Annotated in this window: 11 protein-coding genes; 4 read left to right on the top strand and 7 right to left on the bottom strand. The window is 59.2% G+C overall.

Translation table 11 applies throughout. From position 1 onward, the window contains the following. Positions 1–50: 50 nt before the first annotated feature. Together D8U60_RS19515 and D8U60_RS19510 are read left to right on the top strand one after the other, a co-directional pair. A complete protein-coding gene (locus tag D8U60_RS19515) occupies positions 51–4,178 on the top strand; it encodes a neuraminidase-like domain-containing protein (RefSeq protein WP_130900713.1) in 4,128 nt (1,375 codons plus the stop codon). Then, positions 4,171–8,232, top strand: a complete 4,062-nt coding sequence (locus D8U60_RS19510; RefSeq protein WP_130900712.1) for an Ig-like domain-containing protein — start codon at positions 4,171–4,173, stop codon at positions 8,230–8,232. Before D8U60_RS19515 ends, D8U60_RS19510 begins: the two co-directional genes overlap by 8 nt. A 9-nt stretch (positions 8,233–8,241) precedes the next feature. Here the strand turns inward: D8U60_RS19510 and D8U60_RS19505 are convergent, their stop codons facing one another. From D8U60_RS19505 to D8U60_RS19480, 6 genes are read right to left on the bottom strand one after another with little or no spacing between them, the layout of a single operon-like run. Next, positions 8,242–9,570, bottom strand: a complete 1,329-nt coding sequence (locus D8U60_RS19505; protein ID WP_130900711.1) for a DUF58 domain-containing protein — start codon at positions 9,568–9,570, stop codon at positions 8,242–8,244. Then, a complete protein-coding gene (locus D8U60_RS19500; RefSeq protein WP_130900710.1) occupies positions 9,567–10,568 on the bottom strand; it encodes a MoxR family ATPase in 1,002 nt (333 codons plus the stop codon). The genes D8U60_RS19505 and D8U60_RS19500 overlap by 4 nt, the downstream gene beginning before the upstream one ends. Next, a complete protein-coding gene (locus tag D8U60_RS19495; protein WP_130900709.1) occupies positions 10,565–11,728 on the bottom strand; it encodes a DUF4350 domain-containing protein in 1,164 nt (387 codons plus the stop codon). Before D8U60_RS19495 ends, D8U60_RS19500 begins: the two co-directional genes overlap by 4 nt. Then, positions 11,725–13,263: a DUF4129 domain-containing protein gene (locus D8U60_RS19490; RefSeq protein WP_130900708.1), complete on the bottom strand. Its 1,539-nt coding sequence runs from the start codon at positions 13,261–13,263 to the stop codon at positions 11,725–11,727. The genes D8U60_RS19495 and D8U60_RS19490 overlap by 4 nt, the downstream gene beginning before the upstream one ends. Further along, positions 13,250–14,227 carry a stage II sporulation protein M gene (locus tag D8U60_RS19485; protein ID WP_130900707.1) on the bottom strand — a complete coding sequence of 326 codons (978 nt, stop codon included), beginning with the start codon at positions 14,225–14,227 and terminating at the stop codon, positions 13,250–13,252. The genes D8U60_RS19490 and D8U60_RS19485 overlap by 14 nt, the downstream gene beginning before the upstream one ends. After that, on the bottom strand, positions 14,224–14,940 hold the full coding sequence (locus tag D8U60_RS19480; RefSeq protein ID WP_130900706.1) for an RDD family protein: 717 nt from the start codon (positions 14,938–14,940) through the stop codon (positions 14,224–14,226). The genes D8U60_RS19485 and D8U60_RS19480 overlap by 4 nt, the downstream gene beginning before the upstream one ends. 267 nt (positions 14,941–15,207) lie before the next feature. Here D8U60_RS19480 and sbcB point away from each other — a divergent pair, with 267 nt between their 5' ends. Then, positions 15,208–16,638 carry an exodeoxyribonuclease I gene (gene sbcB / locus D8U60_RS19475; RefSeq protein WP_073471968.1) on the top strand — a complete coding sequence of 477 codons (1,431 nt, stop codon included), beginning with the start codon at positions 15,208–15,210 and terminating at the stop codon, positions 16,636–16,638. Positions 16,639–16,736: 98 nt separating this feature from the next. On the opposite strand, the gene mvaT is transcribed toward sbcB, so the two are convergent. Further along, entirely contained in the window at positions 16,737–17,114 is a 378-nt protein-coding gene (gene mvaT, locus D8U60_RS19470) for a histone-like nucleoid-structuring protein MvaT (protein ID WP_016773476.1), read from the bottom strand. A 337-nt stretch (positions 17,115–17,451) separates the two neighbouring features. Here mvaT and purU point away from each other — a divergent pair, with 337 nt between their 5' ends. Beyond that, positions 17,452–18,300: a formyltetrahydrofolate deformylase gene (purU, locus tag D8U60_RS19465; protein WP_041479808.1), complete on the top strand. Its 849-nt coding sequence runs from the start codon at positions 17,452–17,454 to the stop codon at positions 18,298–18,300. The last annotated feature ends 54 nt before the right edge of the window (positions 18,301–18,354 follow it).

The following is an 18,354-nucleotide window of genomic DNA, read 5'->3' as shown; positions in this document are numbered from 1 at the left end:
TACTGCCTGGCGAACGTTTGTCCCCGGGCCATATTCCAAGGAGCGAGATCATGGCACTGAATAACATTGGCGGGCTGCTGGAAAAACGTCGCTCGGCCCTGCTCGAATACTGCATTGGTCAAGTGGCCAATACCCGGTACCCGTTTCTGAAAACGCCTGAAGATCTGTTTGAATTGCTGCGCATCGACCCGCTTGACACTTATCAGGTGAAGAGTTCCAGAGTTGCCGAAGCGACAAGCTGTGTGCAGCAGTACATTCATGCGGTGTATCGAAAGCTGGAGCCAGGCTTTGGAGATCATGAGTTCGACAAGCGTCATCTGCACGAATGGATTTTTTACAGCAATTATTCCGATTGGGCGGCGATGCAAAAAATTCCATGCTATGCGGAAAACTTCATCATTCCATCAGTGCGACTGCGCAAAACCAGTCTGTTCAGAAATCTGGAAAACAACCTTAACCAGGCCCGTTTGAACAACGATACCGTGCAGGCTGCGCTGCAGGAGTATCTACAGGCATTCGAAAAAATCTGCGATCTCGATGTGATCAGCTGTTTCATGGATGGCATGACACCGGCCAAAGCCGATTACTACTTCCTGGGGCGGCAGCGAGTGCAGCCGTTTCAGTATTTTTGGCGCAAGGCCGAGATCGAACTGAGCCCGGCCAGCGCGGCGGTCAACCCGGCGGCCTGGAGTGAATGGCAAGCGGTGGAAATCCCCACCACCAATCAGGTGCTGGATATCCGCCCGGTGTTCTGGAATGGCCGGTTATGTGTGGTCTGGGCCGAATGGCGTGACGCGGTCGTCGGCAGCGCAGCGGAGGCTTTCAGCCCGAGCAAATTGGTGATCAATCTGGCATTCATGACACAGAACGGGCAGTGGTCGGCGCCGTTGTGTGTGCACAGTTCAGAGTGCAAGGACAAGCTTTTGGCGAGCCCCCCCCGACTGATTGCGACTGTGCATGCTGATTACCTTAATCCGAAGGGCAAGTTGGGGATTCTGTTAAGTGGCAAGTTCTCTAAGAAGTCACCCGCAGATTCTCCACCGGAAGATTCTGCTGAAACGGATCTGACAGTGCATGCGATTTACGACGTGCTGATGCGCCCCCTTCTGGACGGTGGCGCGTGGCTGGATCTGGCACTCAAGGAGCGATTCGTCAGCAGCGATACGGTTCAGCACCCGCTCGACATTCAGGTTACTGCTGTCCCTCGCATAACGAACCATGGTTCCCTGACTCCCTATCTTGGTCTGAACGTTATGGCAACGCGCGTCGATGACAACGATGTGCTGACGGTGCAGGGTTTCTGCAGTCCCACGGGACTTGAAAGCGCTACGTTGAATATGGTGCTGCAAGTGACGGGATCGTCTGATATCGATCCGCCGCCGATTAGTGAACTCCAGGATGCAAGCGGTGGCTGGACAACTCAAGCGTGGACTTCCCGGCGGGCGAAAGGCACATGGGCTACGCCAGTCACGGTCTTATTCGCCTCTCCCAGTTCCCCTACAGGACAGAAAGAGTTCGACCTGACGATTGTCGATCTCATGGACTTCGTCCCGCCAACTCTGCACAGGAGCAGTGCAGGCACGGCACAGTTCCTGTCATTCAATCAAGCTGGACTGGCGTTGAAATACGTTCGGCTCAATTCATTATTCGGTTCGGAACTGGTAAGGCGTTCGAATATTTCCGTGGACGCCGTGCTGGACTGGTCCAACCAGTTCATTCTCGAACCGTCGCCGACCGGCGCAGAATTTGTTGAACTCAATGGTCCCTTCAACGGTGCCAACGGTCTGAATTTCTGGGAATTGTTTTTTCACCTGCCGCATTTGATAGCCACCCGGTTGCGTGATGAAGAGCGCTTCCAGGAAGCGCAGGACTGGCTGCATTACGTGTTCGATCCACAGGCAACCCAGGATCGGAAAGATCCGCCGGTCCCGATCATGAACCCGAAACCGGCGTACTGGCGTTGCCGGCCTCTGGATATAGAGGGGGCGGGAAGTAATCCGGGGTGGGAAATCCAGAATCCCTCTGATCCGGATGCCATTGGCTATGCCGCGCCCGCGCATTTTCAGATCCTGATGTTCACTGAGTATGTGGAAAACCTGATGGCGTGGGGCGATTGGTATTACCGCCAATTGACCCGTGACAGTCTGGTGGCCGCCAAGCTCTGCTACGTCCAGGCCGGGTTTCTGATGGGCAAGGCGCCCACCGCCGACACAGCGACTCGTTGGCAGACCGCCACCGTTGAAAACCTTCTGGCCCAGAGTGATTCACGACCGCCTCTTGAAGCGCTTGAAGATACGCAGGATTTCAACCTGGCGGATTACCCGATCGCTTCCGATACCCCGCCGATGCTGGGATTGTTGGCAAGCAAACCTTTTGAAATTCCGATCAATCAATCGCTGCTCGACCTGTTTGCAAGGCCGCAGCAACGGCTCGGTTACCTGCGCGACAATCTCACCATCGATGGCAAACCGCTGGACATATTGCTGTTCAGCCCGATGACGGATCCCAGGCAATTGCTCCGCGATCTGGCCGCTGGCAGCGCGGCCGGACCCAGACCGATGGGGGGGCGGCTGGTGGTCAATGCCTACCGTTGGCGTGTCACGTTCGAAGTCGCACTGCGTGGGGTACAGAGTCTGCGGGATTTCGGCAGTCTGGTGCTGCGACTGCTTGAACAACGCGACCGTGCCGAACAAGAAGAACTGCAGCAGAACCATTTGCTGGAGTTGGGCCGTTACGCCGAAACGGTGCAGGAACAATCCATCGCTCAACTGGAGGCGAATGTAACAGCGCTTCAGCAAAGCCGGGCAATGGCGCAGGAGCGGGCCGATGCCTATGCAACGCGTTACAACGAGAACGTTTCGCCGATCGAGTACCAGGTCATGGCCAGCCTGCAGCAGTCGAAAACATCAGCCCTGCAGGCCAAAGCCGTCAGAGTGGCAGGGGGCGTCATCGCGGCGTTGCCGAAAATCTATGGTACTTCCAACGGTGGCTTCAAGCCCGAACACGCATTCGATGCAATGGCTTTCGGTTTTGACGTCTCTTCGTCACTGCTGCAAATCGACGCCGACCGACAAGCCACGACCGAAGGCTATCGTCGCCGCCGCACTGAATGGGCGCTGCAACGCGATCAGGCGCTGGCGGAGGTGGGCGCAATCAATGCGCAGATCGAAGCGCAAAGCCATGCGGTCAACGCAGCAAGATCCAGCCTTGAACAGACGCTTCGGGCCAACAGTCAAGCGTTGACCATGTTCAACTTCCTCAAGAAACGCGCGAGCAATGCCGAGTTGTTCGGCTGGATGCTTGGCCAGCTAAAAGCCCTGCACTACCAGGCGTACGACGCGGTCGTCAGTCTGTGCCTCAGTGCGCAGGCTTCGCTGGCTGCTGAAACCGGCGATTATGATGCACCGGTCCCTTTGCCTCAGGCCTGGCTCGATCACCGTTATGGTCTGGGCTCTGGCGAACAGTTGCACATGTATCTGCTGGACCAGGAACGCAGGCGCTTGCAAAGCTACGAGCGGCGGCTGGAGCTGGTCAAAACAGTTTCCTTGCGGCAGTTGTGCGACGACGGCATCGAGCCTCAAGAGGGCGTGAGCAGTTGGGCAGATGCACACCAGCAATTGATGGCAACAGGTGTATTGGAGTTCAGACTGACCCAGTTGCTGTTCGACCGGGATTACCCCGGCCATTTCTGCAGGCAGATCAGTTCAGTGGAGGTGGATCTGCCTGTCCTGACCGGTCCTTACGAGGATGTCCGGGCAACCTTGCTGCAGATCAGTAGCGTGACGGCGACCCGGCCCACCACACAGTCTGTGCAGTACCTGCATACGCCGACCTCAGGTGTACCTGGCGATCTGGTGTTCAACCTGCGCAGCGCTCAGCAGATCGTTTTATCGGTAGGGCTTTCCGACAGTGGCCTGACCCACCAGAAACCTGATGAAGGTTTACTCAACCCGTTTGAATGCACGGGTGCGGTTTCCCACTGGCGACTGAGTTTTCCTCGACCGCTAAAACAGCCACAAGCTGCAATGCTCAAATCCTTGACCGATATCATTATCCGCGTGCGCTACACCGCCAAAGCCGGCGAGCCGACGTTCGCCCAAAAAGTCACAGACCTGGTTACCAAGGCTGAAAACGCCAGTTTGAAGATGCCAGTCGAAGGAGCAGGCGACCATGAGTGATCCCGTGGTGCAAAACAATCAGAATCTGGTGCTCAATGGTGACTTCAACGATCGGCTCAAAGAGTGGCGCCCCAGCGGGATGGTTGGCCTGGCGAGAGAATTCTATGCTGACGAGTTAGTCAATTTCATGGAGGTCGGTGTCGGGGCTTCGGCTACACAGGTAATCAAGGCACCCAAGACCCCCGGCGCCCGCGCGGGTTACGAACTGACGTTTCTGTGCGAACTGCGGCCCGGAGTTTCATGGTCGGGCGAATCGGGCTGGTTGCACATCCGCAAGAGCGGCGATGTGTTAATGAGCATCGAACTCACGGCAGAAGAAGGCCGGAAACAGGTGCACGAAGACGCCGGACTGGGGGCGGAGCAGCCGCTGGAATTCAAGCCCCGGGTGTATCAAAGATCACTGGATCAATTGGCGTTCGTCGAAGATGACGAATTGAGCTTCGAGGTCAGCGGTGTCCCGCGCAACGCGGGCGACCGTAGTTCGACAATCTGCATCACTCGAATCGACCTGCAACTGAAGCTTGAACCGTTGCAACTGCAGACGGTGCGACTGGATGACGAAGTTCTGTCACCAGGCCAGACGTTACACCTTTGCCTGGGCGCTTCCCTTGGCGATGACCCGGACGGCTCTTTGTACATTGCGCATCGACTGTCTTTTACCCCTGTAGACGGCAGCGTCTGGCTGGGTACGGATATCGCACTGATCATTCAGGGCAACCCATTGGAAGCAGTCAAGGCAACCCCTGACTGGGGAGTCGATCAACCGCTGCTGTCGCAATGGTCGCTCGACTGCCCGGATATGGGAGAAGAGAAAAGTCATGACTTCACAATAAACCTGGTGAACCAGTACAACACCGAGCCTTATGCGATTGACGTGTCGCTGGGGCATCATCGATTGGCGCTTCGCGAAGTGCAGACTGCGGCGTATTACCCCGTCCTCGAGTATGCACAAAGCGTCCGGTTGGGCGTGCAGGTCCTTTCGTTCTACACCGGCCGTTCGCTTGATGGTCGAGAGGTCAGGTGGACGAGTATCGGGCAGGGCGTGCAGGGCACCGCAGTCACTGATGAACAGGGCCTGGCTTACTTCGATTTCGTCCCTGAGCAAGCCGGCGATTTTGTCATCACAGCGTCGGTCGACAGCGCTTATTACGGCAATGGCGAGGTGACTCACGAATTTCCAGTCACGGTGCTGGCGACCGACCCATGGCGCGACTTGCATTGCGTTGTCGAAGAGCAGGTAACCCTGTGGGGCGCGACCGGTTATCCCAATCGCGGCACTGATTACCCCTTCATCGTGCGCTTGCCCGCCGACAGCCCTTTGCTGGCGACTGATCTATCGCTGCACTGGAGCGGCGTCGGGCATGAAGAGTTGAAGGTCACGGTCAACCCGCCACTCCAGCAACCGGTCGCTTTCAATGGCGACGATAGTCTCTGGACGCTGGCCTGCGAGGACTGGCTGGATGGTCGCTTCGAACTGTCATTGGTCTGCTCGAAGTTGTTACTGCCATCGCCGCGTAAACCCATGTCGCTGGCGCGCAACAAGGTCAGGATCGCTGACACGCGCGGCCCGAATATTTCGCCGGTTGTCGAGAACTACGAAAAGACCTTGATGCGAGTGCAGGTGGTGCATGTCACTGACAAAGGTGCCGGTGAGCCAGTAATTGATGCGTTCGTCGACTGGCAAACCCCCGAGGGTATTGTCAAGTCTCGTACTGGCAGCGGTGGCTGGGCCAGCCTGTATTACTGGCCGTTGAAGGCTTTGAGCAACGAGACGATTACCGCCAGTGTGAGAGCCTACGAAGGCGGGCCGGCAGATGGACACACGTTTTCGGTCACGGCGTTTGCACGAGACGAGTGGAAGGACAAGGTCAGGATCACGTTTGATGGCTTTCAAATTTCCAGTGACGGAATCGCTTGCAAGCGAGGCAAGACGCACATCCTGACGGTCCGTGCATATGAGAACAGCCCGCTGATTGGCGAGGCAATTACGCTCGGTTGGCGCAACGCAAAGCCAGAGATCGGGCTTGCGGTGAGCGACCTTGATATGCCGAGAATATTGCGCGAAGGGGAAGATCTGAGTTGGTTGTTCAGCTCTGATCGTATCGAAAGTACCAGCAGTATTTTCGAGGTAAGTTTGCTCACCGACACTCTCACGAACAAGGATTTTTCTTGCCGACTGTTATCACCTGACCTCCATGAAGAAATGACCGTGGTCCTGGATCAGATGACCGATCTCAGGGGGCAGCCGCTCTTTCCGTGTATTGGCGCTATACATCGCTATATCTTCCGCACCAATGCGCTGAGTCCTTTAGTGGGTATCCCCATGGATCTGATGTGGAGGGGAAGCCCGGCGGCAGAGCTCGGAATCGAGTTGAGCCCACCCCCCAAAAGCGAAAATGTTGTGGACGACAGCGGGTTTACCTGGACGCTGGACTGTTCAAAAAGTACCAAACCCGGGGTTTTCAAACTTCAGTTCATTATCAGTACCCATGGCTTGAGCGACATCAATACGATGACCCTGGCCCACAATAAAATCACGATCGAAGACGTCCGTGCATCTGCGGTGGATCCGGTCATTGGGCAGGATCCTGCGTGGATGTGGCTGAAGGTACGCTCCCCTTATCGTCCCGACCTCCCTCTGGAGCAAGTGGCTGTTCAATGGACAGCCGACGGCAGCACCGAAGTGCACGGGACGGGGGCCGACGGCTGGAGTGGTTTTCCCTTTGCGCCAACCACGGCAGGTGAGCATGTGGTGACAGCGGCGGTTATCAGCCCTTATGACCGTTTTGAAGAGCGCCGCTCCATGCAGGTTCTAGCGCTGGAAGGGGATCCGTGGGACGGATTCGAATACAGTTTCGACTCCAGACCGTTTCAGCCGCTGGGTCAAAGCGCTGAATTCCCCCGGCGCAAGGGGCAGCATCAACTGAGCGTGAGTGCTCCGGCTGGCAGTGCGCTGCATGACCAATATCTGACACTGGGCATGACCGGCACCGGGCCGGCGGAATTGGGCTTGCGCTTCGAGGAACCACGTCTGGGTGATCCCAGGTTTTTTTCGGAAGCTGGAATGACCTATCGGTTCAACGCGGGCGACCTCAAGGACGGGAGTTTCGGCCTGCGCTTTGCCTCGGCGCGGTTGGCCAGGCTTTCTCCAGTTATTGCGATGTCGCTGGGGCAAGGCGAACAGGTGGTAAAGATCGCCGAGCGTTCGCGAAGCAGTCAGACACTGCTCTGGGGCGAGGCGGTGTCGGAGCAGGTCGTCATTGTTTCGGCCATCAGTAACAGGCCAATGGTGGGGATGAAGGTTGTCTGGCGCAGCCCGGACCTTGGTGAGGTGACCACCACTACCAACTTCTACGGTGAAGCGCGGATACGGTTCGTGCCGACAACACCGGGTGCGGCGCAACTGACCGCCACGGTGGGCGATGCGCTGTATTCGGAGTCGATTTCCTTAGCGTTTTTGCTGCACGAGCCCCGGGAGATCAAGGAACTGGTCAACGATGATCCGAGCGGGTATCCGGGGCAACAGATGACCGCGCAAGTCCTGGTAGTGTCAGCGAGTACCGCGCAACCCTTGGCCAATGTCGAAGTGATGTGGGAGTACGACCGCACCTCGCTGCCGACAACCCTGACGGATGCCGAAGGCAAGGCAACGGCGCGCATTGTCTTGGAAGGAGCAGGCGAGGCTGCGTTGCGGGCGTCGGTAAAGGGTGGTTTGGCTGGCTGGGTGGTAAAAACGCTCTGGTTGACCGTCACTGAGCGTCCAGCAGCGGTGGAATCCGTTGTTGCGTCGCCTAATCCGGTCCCCTTGCAGACCTACGTCTCCATGACCGCGCTGATTGTGGCCAAGGAGGGGCGAGAGCCCATGCCCAGACGGAAAATCCTTGTCTCCACTAATGGAGCACCGTTCACTGAGTCGTTTACCGATCACAGCGGGCGATACCAGGCTCACTGGCGGCCGATGAGCCTTACGGATCAGATTTCACTGGTCGTCAAAGTAGAAAACAGCGACGGCACTTCGGACAGCGACGCTGTGTATGTTGCAGTCACCAACTGATCGAATCTGTCAGATCGCAGCGGTCTTTTTCCAACTCATGTAGCTTGTCACCAGTCCGGCCCCCAGCTCGGCGGGCCGAACATCCATCACTGCAACGCCATGGGCAGTCAGCCGCTCATGGCGTTGCGAGCGGTCATTGAGAAAATCGATGGTGCCGCAGTAGGCTAATGCTTCGGGCAGTGTTTGCACTGGCGTCTGGCGTAACGTATCCAGCGCTTCCTCGCGCAGGCTCGCCACCAGCACCCGATGTTGCACGCTCAACCGTCTGACCGCGCCCAGCACTTGATCATCTTCATCGCGCAGATTGGTCACCAGCACTACCAGCGCCCGGCGCTTTTGGCGGGCCAACAACTGGTTGGCGGCAGCCTGGTAATCAGCAGGGAGCTGGGTGCTCCCAAGGTCATAAACAGCGTTGAGCAAGACATTCAATTGGCCGCTGCCTTTGACAGGCGCGACATGGCGCGGCTCATCACCGGCAAAGGTACTCATGCCCACCGCATCCCCTTGGCGCAACGCCACATAGCTAAGCAGCAGGCAGGCATTGAGCGCGTGATCGAAGTGCGACAGCTCACCATCGTGGCTGCGCATCTGCCGGCCGCAATCGAGCAGGAAGATGATCTGTTGATCGCGTTCATCTTCGTACTCGCGGGCAATCGGCGTGCGCTGGCGGGCGGTGGCTTTCCAGTCGATCTGGCGCAGGCTGTCGCCCTCGCGAAATTCGCGCAACTGATGGAACTCCTGACCCTGACCGCGACGTTGTCGCTGACGTATGCCGAGCTGGCTGAGCCAGTTGTCGACGGCGCGCAACTCACCGCCGTAAAGCCGGGCGAAGTCCGGGTAGACACGGGTCTCATCGCGGACGCTGAGCAGGCGTTTGCCGGACCATAATCCCAAGGGGCTGGGCAGGTTGACTTCGCACTGTTCGAAGCAGAAATGCCCGCGTTCGAGAGGTCGCAGACGGTAGGTGAGCTGGCTGACATGGCCGGGTTGAAGCTCGACAACTGTTGGCAGATATTCAAACGCGAGGCCGTCGGGTACGTGGTCGAAGAAATTGATCTTCAGTGGCTCGGCAAACTCATGGGCGATTTGCAGCTTTACCTCTCCCCAGCGCCCGAGCGCCAGGCTGCCGGGCATCTGTCGTTTGATGCGCGGCGAGGGCAGGCGTCTGAGACGTACGGCGTCGATAACCGCCAAGGCCAACAGCGCCAGCAGCAACCCCCAGTTGATCGAAATCAGGCTCGACGGGAGCTCTCTGCCAAGTGCCTGAAAGGCGCCGAGCACAATGCTGACTAATAGCAGCAGCGCCAGCCAGATCAGCAGCAGACGCGAGGGTTTCACAGACGCGGCGCCGGCACTTGATCGAGCAATTGCGTGAGCACCTGATCGACCTGCAGGCCTTCGATATCCAGCTCCGGCGCGATGCGCACGCGATGGCGCAACACCGCCAGCGCGCAGCCTTTGATGTCATCCGGGATTACAAACTCGCCGCCGCGCAACAACGCCCGGGCACGGGCACAGCGAACCAATGCAATCGAGGCGCGTGGCCCGGCGCCGAGGGTCAGCCCCGGCCAGGTGCGCGTGCTGCGCGCCAGGCGCACGGCGTAATCAAGGACCTGATCGTCCAGCGGCAGATCGCTGGCAATACGCTGCAACGCCTGCACGTCTTTGGCTTGCAACACCGTGCGCAGCGGTTGCACATCGAGCATGTCGGCGCGGGTCGAACGACAGACCTGACGGACCATGTTCAGCTCCTGATCGGCGTCGGGGTAATCCATGCGCACCTTGAGCATGAAACGGTCGAGCTCGGCTTCCGGTAGCGGATAGGTGCCTTCCTGTTCGATCGGGTTCTGCGTCGCCAAAACCATGAACGGTTGCGCGATGAGCAGGGCGCGACCTTCGAGCGTCACCTGACGCTCCTGCATGGCTTCAAGCAATGCCGCCTGGGTTTTTGCCGGGGCGCGGTTGATCTCGTCCGCCAGCAGCAGGTTGGTGAACAGCGGGCCTTTGCGCAGCTTGAACTGCTCGGTCTGCAAGTCGTACACGGCGTGACCGGTGACGTCACTGGGCATCAGATCCGGGGTGAACTGGATGCGCGCGAACTCGCCGCCGAAGCATCGCGCCAGTGCCCGCACCAGCAAGGTCTTGCCCAGCCCGGGCACGCCTTCGAGCAGCACATGGCCGCCGGCAATCAGCGCGGTCAGGACATCGTCGACCACCGCTTCCTGGCCGATCAGCGCCTTGTTCAATTCGTTGCGCACCGCCTGCGCCAACTGGCTGGCGCGCTGGCGCTGCTGGGCGGCGTGCGTCACGCTGCCGGGCTCGATCTGTTCAGTCATAACGCGTTCCTCAAGGTTTGCAGATGAGCGACCTGACGGCTGAATTCGGCGCTGGACAAACGCTGCTTCGGTCGTGGGCTCAGGGCCTGGCTGATGGCGCGGGTGGGTTGCCGGGTCAGGCGCGATAACGCCAGCCATTGCTCGGCCACATTCAATTGATCGAAACCGGGATGGCGGCGGCGGGCGCGGCGCAGGATGTCTTGTTGCAAGGCTTGCAGCAGCGCCTGCTGGCCGTTGTGGCGCAGCAGGAAGTCGGCACTGGCACGCAGATGCTCCAGCAGTTGGCGGCGACCTGCTGGCGCTGGCATTTGCACCGGGCCGTGACGCACGCCGGCCTGCCACAACCACAGGCCGATCAAGCCGAGCAGGGCGACGATGGCCTGCGGGAAGTAGCGCCAGAGCAAGGTCCACAAGCCATCGTGCGCGGTGTTGTAAATCAGCGTGACGTCGGTGTCGGCGCTCAGATACCAGAGCAGCCAGGCGTTGTCGTATTTGCCGATAGCGCCGGTTTTCCACAGCTCGGCATCGGTGACCGCGGTGATCGTGCCGAGGCCGTACACCCGTTGCATCATGTGCGTGGCTTTGGCGCTGTTGGCCCAGGCTTGCGCGACATTATTCGGGTCGTCGAGGTGGAAGTCGGTGTCGAAACCGGCGTAGGCCGGTGCGTCTTCGTCTTCCAGATACAGTTTGGTCAGTTTCGGGAAGCGGTCCTTTTCCACTTTCTCGGGAGGATCTTTCAAGTCCTTGCTCAGCGATTGGTGCAGTTGCACCTTGTCGAGCAGCAGATCATTGCTTTGCCCGGTTTGCGCATCCCACAGCGACTCGGCGACAAATACCAAGCGTCCGCCGGCGCGAGTCCAGTTCAGCACCTGATCGACTTCACGCGGCGTCATCCGCGCGCGCTCGCCGAACAACAACAAGGTGTGGCTGTGCGGATCAATCTGCGGCAGCACCGCCAGGGTCTCGGCGTGACTGACCGCGAGGCCACGCTCGCGCAGGAACATTTCCGCCGCCAGATAAGGATTGGCTTGTGCGGCAGGCGAGGGGCCGTGATCGACGGTTTCCTGATAGGGCCGGGCCTTGAGGTAGAGGAACAGGCTCAAGCCGCCCAGCAGCACAAGCGCCAGCGCAGCCATCGACCAGCCGATGCGCCGGTTCAATGCCTGGATCCTTTGCCGAACAATTCACGCCAGCCGTTGCACAGCTCTGCTTGCAGGTGCGCAGCTGGAAGTCGGTGTCCGTAGGCCATGTTCTGCCAGTGAACAGTGAGGTTGCGGCTGTAGGCGAGCAGGTCCGGGCGTTGCAATTGCTCAATGCGGTTGAGGATCTGGCTCTCGGTGTCGGCGGCTTTCAGCGTCAGGTCGAAGTCATGCAACAGATGGCTGAGCAGGCCGCGATAGAGCAGGCCCAGCGCGGCGCGAGGTTCACTCAGCCACAATTGTTCGGCGCTGCTGGCAATGTCATCCGGCAGGGTTTCACGGTTCAGTTCGAGGCCGAAGACTTGTGGCGACGCCGGCGGTTTGCTGCGCGCAGGCAGGTTCGGGCGGCGGCTGACGAAAGCCCCGAGGAATTCGCGATAACGCCAGGCCAGCCAGCCCAGCGCGGCAATCAGCGCGCCCCACAACAGCACCTCAATCACGTTCGCCAAGGCATCAAGGTGTCGACCGTCGAGCCAACCGAGCAGGGTTTTCAACCACTGCGGTGCCTCACCCGCTTGCGCGTCTTTGGCCGGGCTTGCCGGGTCGTCGCCAAAGCGATAACGGGTGACGCTTTCCTTGTTCTTGAACGGCGGTTGTTCGAGCAGCGACTCAATGCTGTCGCGCGATGCCTGACTGGTCAGCGGCTGATTGAGCAACCGTGGAGCATCCGGCGCATCGCTGGCCCACACCGGTTGCAGGTTCGGCAGCAGCAGACACGCCGCCAGCAACACGCCGAGCACGCCGTTGTTCAAGCGCTGGCGCAGACGGCGGAAGACCAGCTCGATGTCCCAGGCTTCCAGTTGTGTGCGGCGGTTCAGGTACAGGCTGAAACCGCAGGCGACATACACCGGTCCCCAGGCCACCAGGATCAGCGCATAAAAAACGTTGGTCAGGTGCTCCAGCCAGCGCCAATCCTGATCGGCGGCTAGCAGCAGCGATTGCCAGTCCCAGTCGGTCTCGATCTGCTGCGGCAAGAGCATGTAGAACAGCAGCATCAAGCCGATCCACAGTGCGGTCTCCAGATGCACGCCGATAATCGTCAACCATTGCGCGGCGCCGCCGTTGCGTTGCAGCAGCACCTGCAGACGTTGTTGTCTGGCCTCGCCGTCGAGACCTTCGAGTTGCGTCACCGGCAGCACAAAGCTGCGACTCAGGCTCAGCCGGCGCCAGGTCAGACTGGCCAGCAGTTGCGGCTTGAGCAGGCGCGGCCACTCGCGCAAGGCTTGTCTGAGGGTTGGCGTTTCACCGAACAGCGCTTTGGAGAGGATGTACAGCGGCAGGCGTTCGTAGGCCGGTTTCAGCCACCAGAAAATGAACACCGCCAGCGATGGCGAATCCCACAGCAACAGGCTGAGCAGGGCGAACAGCGGCAGGGTGACGATCGCCCAACTGCTCATCAACAACCGCCGATGCTGCTGGCTCATCAACACGCCCAGGTCCATGGCTTCCCAGGTCGTGCGCGGGCGGATCACTACGCTGGCGTCACTCAGGCGCATGACGAATCCTTCCGGCCAACGACAGATAAACCGCGACGGCCAACCATAGCGCGGCGCCGACGGCGTATTTGGTCAGCGGCGTTACGCTGGTTTTCGACGACCAATAAGCCTCGATAAAGGCTGCGATCAACAGGAACAGCATGGCCCCACACACCAGCAACACGCTTTTGCGCGCGGCCAGGCGCAGCGCCTCGCCCCATGTCAGGCGTCCGGGGGCGATCAGCGCCCAGCCCAGCTTCAGGCCCGCCGCTCCGGCGAGGGCGATGGCGCTCAGTTCGAACGCACCGTGGCCGATCACGAACGACCAGAAGGTCTGGCCGAAACCGATCTCGCTGAGATGCCCGGCCACCGCGCCGATGATCATGCCGTTGTATAGCAGAAAGAATCCGCTGCCCACGCCCATCAGCAAACCGCTGGCGAATGTCTGAAAGGCGATGCCTGTGTTGTGCATGACGTAATAGCCGAACATCACCCAGTCTTCGCTGGCCGCCCGTTCGGCCGAGCGTCCGAGGTGGCCGGCAACGGGGTCGTACATGCCCTGCATCTCGCGCACCTGTTCGGCCGGGATCAGGTTGTAGATCAGTTCCGGGAACAGATAAACCAGCACGCCGAAACCGATCAGGCTGCCGAAAAACAACAGGCTGGCGGCCGCAACGAAGTGCCATTGTTCGCGCACCAGTCGCGGGAAGTCGGCGAGGATAAAGCTGATGATGAGCGCCCCGAGGCGACTGCGATGCCGATAGAGCTGTTGATGGCCGCGCAGCACTTGCTGCTGTAATGAATCGATCAGAAAACTGCTGTAGCCACGCGCCTGGGCCAGAGCCAGATGTTGGCAGAGACGTCGGTATGCCTTGGGGAAATCGCTGACTTGCGCCGTATCCTTGCCGTGTTCGAGGCGTTCGAGCGCCACGGCGAAGCGCTCCCATTCGGCCTTGTGGCGACTTTCGAACAGGCTCTGCTTCATGGGGTCGGCCCCAACAAACCGCGCGCGATGCCGTTGAGTTCAGACACGGCCTTGGGCGCAGAGATGTGCAGCGGCTGCGCCAGCAATGCCGCCAGCTCGTTGACCCGTGCGGGAGAGAGTTCGGCCTGACGCTCGGCGAAACCGAGTACCGCGCGTTGTTCGCTCAAGGTCAGTGGAACGGGGCAGCGGCGAGGTTCAGCGTCAGGCAGTTGCGGGCGGCTCAGCGGCCGTTCGCTGTAAACCACCAAGGTGCCAGCGGCAATGTCGCCGAGGCGTTTGAAGGTCGGGTGTTGCAGGCAACTGAGCGCACCGAGGAAATAGCCGAAGGGCAGTAGATCGACAAAGCGCAGCAGGTTGCGCAATAGCGAGGCCGACCAGCCGATCGGCGTGCCGTCATCGTGCACCACGCGCAAACCCAGCCATTGCTTACCCGGCGAACGGCCCTGACGCAGCACCTCGAACAACACCATGTACCACCAGCTGATGGCAAACAGCAGCAAAGAACCGAGGCCCATGCCGAGCTTGCCGAGAAATGCCAGCGCGATGAACAGCACAGCGAGGATCAAGCCGCGAATGCCCAGATCGATGGCAAACGCCACGGCGCGCACCATCAACCCGGCGGGGCGCAGTGGCAGGTCGATGCCTTCCGGCGTTTCGACCTGATGGCGCGTATCCAGCGGTGCTTTCCTTCGCGGTGCTGTGGGCTCGAGCATGGGCTACCTGATCTTCGCCTGTTCGGGGTGCAAGTGCGCCTGATGCTAGCAGCCTCTCGGGTGTGGGAGCGAGCCTGCTCGCGAATGTAGTGGGTCAGTCAGCCTGTGGGCAACTGACAGAACGCCTTCGCGGGCAGGCTTGCTCCCACAAGGGCAATCCATTCCAGTTGTAGGAATCTGGAGAAATTGCTGTTCGAGGGCGACCAGGCTGGCCGTGGCAGCCCTGAAACGCCTAGACTTCGCCGATCTTCTGTTCAGGATTCGCCCGTGACTTCAATCTTCTGGTACGACTACGAAACCACTGGCATCAATCCGCGCAACGACCGACCGCTGCAGGTGGCCGGGATTCGCACCGACCATGCGCTCAACGAAATCGACGAGCCGGTCAACCTCTATTGCCAGCCCAGCGAAGACATCCTGCCGCACCCGGCGGCGTGCGCGATCACCGGCATCACCCCCGGCCAGCTCGCTGAAAAAGGCCTGAGCGAAGCCGATTTCATGACTCGCGTACATGCGCAACTGGCCGCTCCGGGCACCTGTGGCGCCGGTTACAACACCTTGCGTTTCGACGACGAGATGACCCGCTACAGCCTGTATCGCAATTTCTTCGACCCCTATGCCCGTGAATGGCAGGGCGGCAACAGTCGCTGGGATCTGATTGATGTGGTGCGCGCCGCTTACGCATTGCGCCCGGATGGTCTGGTCTGGCCGACTGATGATGAAGGCCGCGTGACCCTCAAGCTCGAACGCCTCACGGCGGCCAACAATATCGATCACGGCCACGCTCACGAAGCCCTGTCGGATGTGCGCGCCACCATTGCGTTGGCGCGGCTGATTCGCGAGAAACAACCCAAGCTCTACGAGTGGCTGTTCCAGTTGCGCAGCAAACAGAAGGTGATGGATCAGATCCGCCTGTTGCAGCCACTGGTGCATGTGTCCGGGCGTTTCTCGGCGGCGCGCAGTTATGTCGGCGTGGTGCTGCCGCTGGCCTGGCACCCGAAGAATCGCAACGCCCTGATCGTCTGTGATCTGCATCTTGATCCGCAAGGGTTACTGGACCTCGATGCGCAAGCCCTACGTCAGCGTCTTTATACCCGTCGCGATGAGTTGGCCGAAGGTGAGTTACCGGTACCGCTCAAGCTGATCCATATCAATCGTTGCCCGGTCGTAGCGCCGCTGGCGGTATTGCGCGCACAAGACCAGCAGCGCCTTGGGCTGGACATGGCGCTTTATCAGGAGCGGACAGTGCGACTAACTGACGCACAACAAGTCTGGAAAGATAAAGTCGCGGCGATTTATGCCAGCGAAGATTTCACTCCCAGCGAAGATCCCGAGCAGCAGTTGTACGATGGATTTATCGGTGATCGTGATCGTCGTTTATGCGAACAAGTTCGAACGGCCGACCCTGCGCAATTGGCGCAAGAGCAGTGGCCTTTCGATGATGAACGTTTGCCTGAATTACTTTTTCGATATCGAGCACGCAACTTTCCGGACACCCTGGATGTGGCCGAGCAAGAGCGCTGGAAATTATTCTGTCAGCAGCGCCTGACGCAACCCGAGGCAGGTGCGCCGAATACCGTGCAGTCATTTATCGAGGCCGCCGAGCAATGGTCGCTTAGTGCGTCACCGATGCAGCGAGAGGTGCTCAATGACTGGCAGAATTATGTCCAGGCATTACGCAAACGTTTGAATCTGTGAAATCCAACATGCCCGGACAATAAATTACGGGCATAAAAAAACGCCAGCGCTAGCTGGCGTTCTTTTGTTCGCGGATCGCTCTGCGAAAGCGTCGCGGCTTAGCCCAGCAGGGTAGCCCAGCCTTCAACCACGTCGCCGCCCCACTTGGCTTTCCACTCTTTCAGAGTCTTGTGGTTGCCACCTTTGGTTTCGATGACTTCACCGTTGTGCGGGTTTTTGTATTGCTTAACTTTGCGTGCACGCTTGGTGCCGGTAGTTTTTACTGCGCCGCCACGTGGAGCCTTGGATTTGGCTTCTGGATCCAGCAGCGCGATGATGTCACGCAGCGACTTGGAGTATTCACCCATCAGCGTGCGCAGTTTGCCTTCGAATTCCAGTTCGGCTTGCAGTTTGTCGTCTTCGGACAGGTTCTTCAGACGGGCTTGCAGCTCTTTGATGGCTTCTTCGGTGGCGCGATATTCGTTGATCAAGGACATGAGTACTACCTTTTGTAGAATGCTGAATGACAGGGGACAGTGCCGCAATAATAGTCAGGCTGTTTCATCAAGTAAACATTTAGATCGGCTTTTTATTTAAATGAGTTACAGGAATTAGCCGCGCTTTGAATGTTCAGTTAAATAATGTGATGCAGTCAGCACAGATATTTACAGTTGTCTGACAAAAGCCCCGCTAAAGCGTCACGGTCTTGACGTAAGACCTGCGTCAGAAAGCCGTTTCGCCATGCTTTGTCCCACCCGGCGCGTATGCGTACTGCAGTTTTCCTGCGCAGTCGCTAGAATGGCGGCCTTTGTGAAGTTCTGGAGTTTCCCCCTCATGCGCACTTTTCGGCTGGTGATCTCTTGCCCGGACCGCGTTGGCATCGTTGCCAAAGTCAGTAATTTTCTGGCCTCTCATAATGGCTGGATCACCGAAGCGAGCCACCACTCTGACAATCAAGTGGGCTGGTTCTTCATGCGTCACGAAATCCGTGCCGACTCGCTGCCGTTCGGTATTGAAGAGTTGCGCGAGAAGTTCGCGCCGATCGCCGAAGAGTTCTCGATGGACTGGCGCATCACCGACACCGAGCAGAAAAAACGCGTAGTGCTGATGGCCAGCCGCGAATCCCACTGCCTGGCCGACCTGCTGCACCGCTGGCACAGCGACGAACTGGATTGCGAAATCGCCTGCGTGATCTCCAACCACGACGACCTGCGCAGCATGGTCGAGTGGCACGGCATCCCTTACTACCACGTGCCGGTCAACCCGCAGGACAAGCAGCCGGCATTCGACGAAGTGTCGCGCCTGGTCAAACAGCACGACGCCGAAGTGGTGGTGCTGGCGCGCTACATGCAGATCCTGCCGCCGGACATGTGCCGCGAATACGCGCACAAAGTCATCAACATCCACCACAGCTTCCTGCCATCGTTCGTCGGCGCCAAGCCGTATCACCAAGCGTCGCTGCGTGGGGTCAAACTGATCGGCGCAACCTGCCATTACGTGACCGAAGAGCTGGACGCCGGCCCGATCATCGAGCAGGACGTGGTGCGTGTCAGCCACAGCGACAGCATCGAAGACATGGTGCGTTTCGGCCGTGACGTCGAGAAGATGGTGCTGGCCCGCGGCCTGCGTTATCACCTGGAAGACCGCGTGCTGGTGCACGGCAACAAGACAGTCGTGTTCTGATCGAGCACGCCACGCTTGAAAAACCAGGGGCCTGGGCGTTGAATCGCTCAGGCC

This window comes from Pseudomonas sp. Sample_11 (genome assembly GCF_004307505.1).
GTDB lineage: Bacteria > Pseudomonadota > Gammaproteobacteria > Pseudomonadales > Pseudomonadaceae > Aquipseudomonas > Aquipseudomonas atacamensis.
This window is presented reverse-complemented; position numbering and strand designations above follow the sequence as displayed.

What these genes read in the sequence shown, in the direction of transcription:
- D8U60_RS19515 (WP_130900713.1), top strand. Translation starts at nt 51, where the DNA reads ATGGCACTGAATAACATTGGCGGGCTGCTGGAAAAACGTCGCTCGGCC.
- D8U60_RS19510 (WP_130900712.1), top strand. Translation starts at nt 4,171, where the DNA reads ATGAGTGATCCCGTGGTGCAAAACAATCAGAATCTGGTGCTCAATGGT.
- D8U60_RS19500 (WP_130900710.1), bottom strand. Translation starts at nt 10,568, where the DNA reads ATGACTGAACAGATCGAGCCCGGCAGCGTGACGCACGCCGCCCAGCAG.
- D8U60_RS19490 (WP_130900708.1), bottom strand. Translation starts at nt 13,263, where the DNA reads ATGCGCCTGAGTGACGCCAGCGTAGTGATCCGCCCGCGCACGACCTGG.
- D8U60_RS19485 (WP_130900707.1), bottom strand. Translation starts at nt 14,227, where the DNA reads ATGAAGCAGAGCCTGTTCGAAAGTCGCCACAAGGCCGAATGGGAGCGC.
- D8U60_RS19480 (WP_130900706.1), bottom strand. Translation starts at nt 14,940, where the DNA reads ATGCTCGAGCCCACAGCACCGCGAAGGAAAGCACCGCTGGATACGCGC.
- mvaT (WP_016773476.1), bottom strand. Translation starts at nt 17,114, where the DNA reads ATGTCCTTGATCAACGAATATCGCGCCACCGAAGAAGCCATCAAAGAG.
- purU (WP_041479808.1), top strand. Translation starts at nt 17,452, where the DNA reads ATGCGCACTTTTCGGCTGGTGATCTCTTGCCCGGACCGCGTTGGCATC.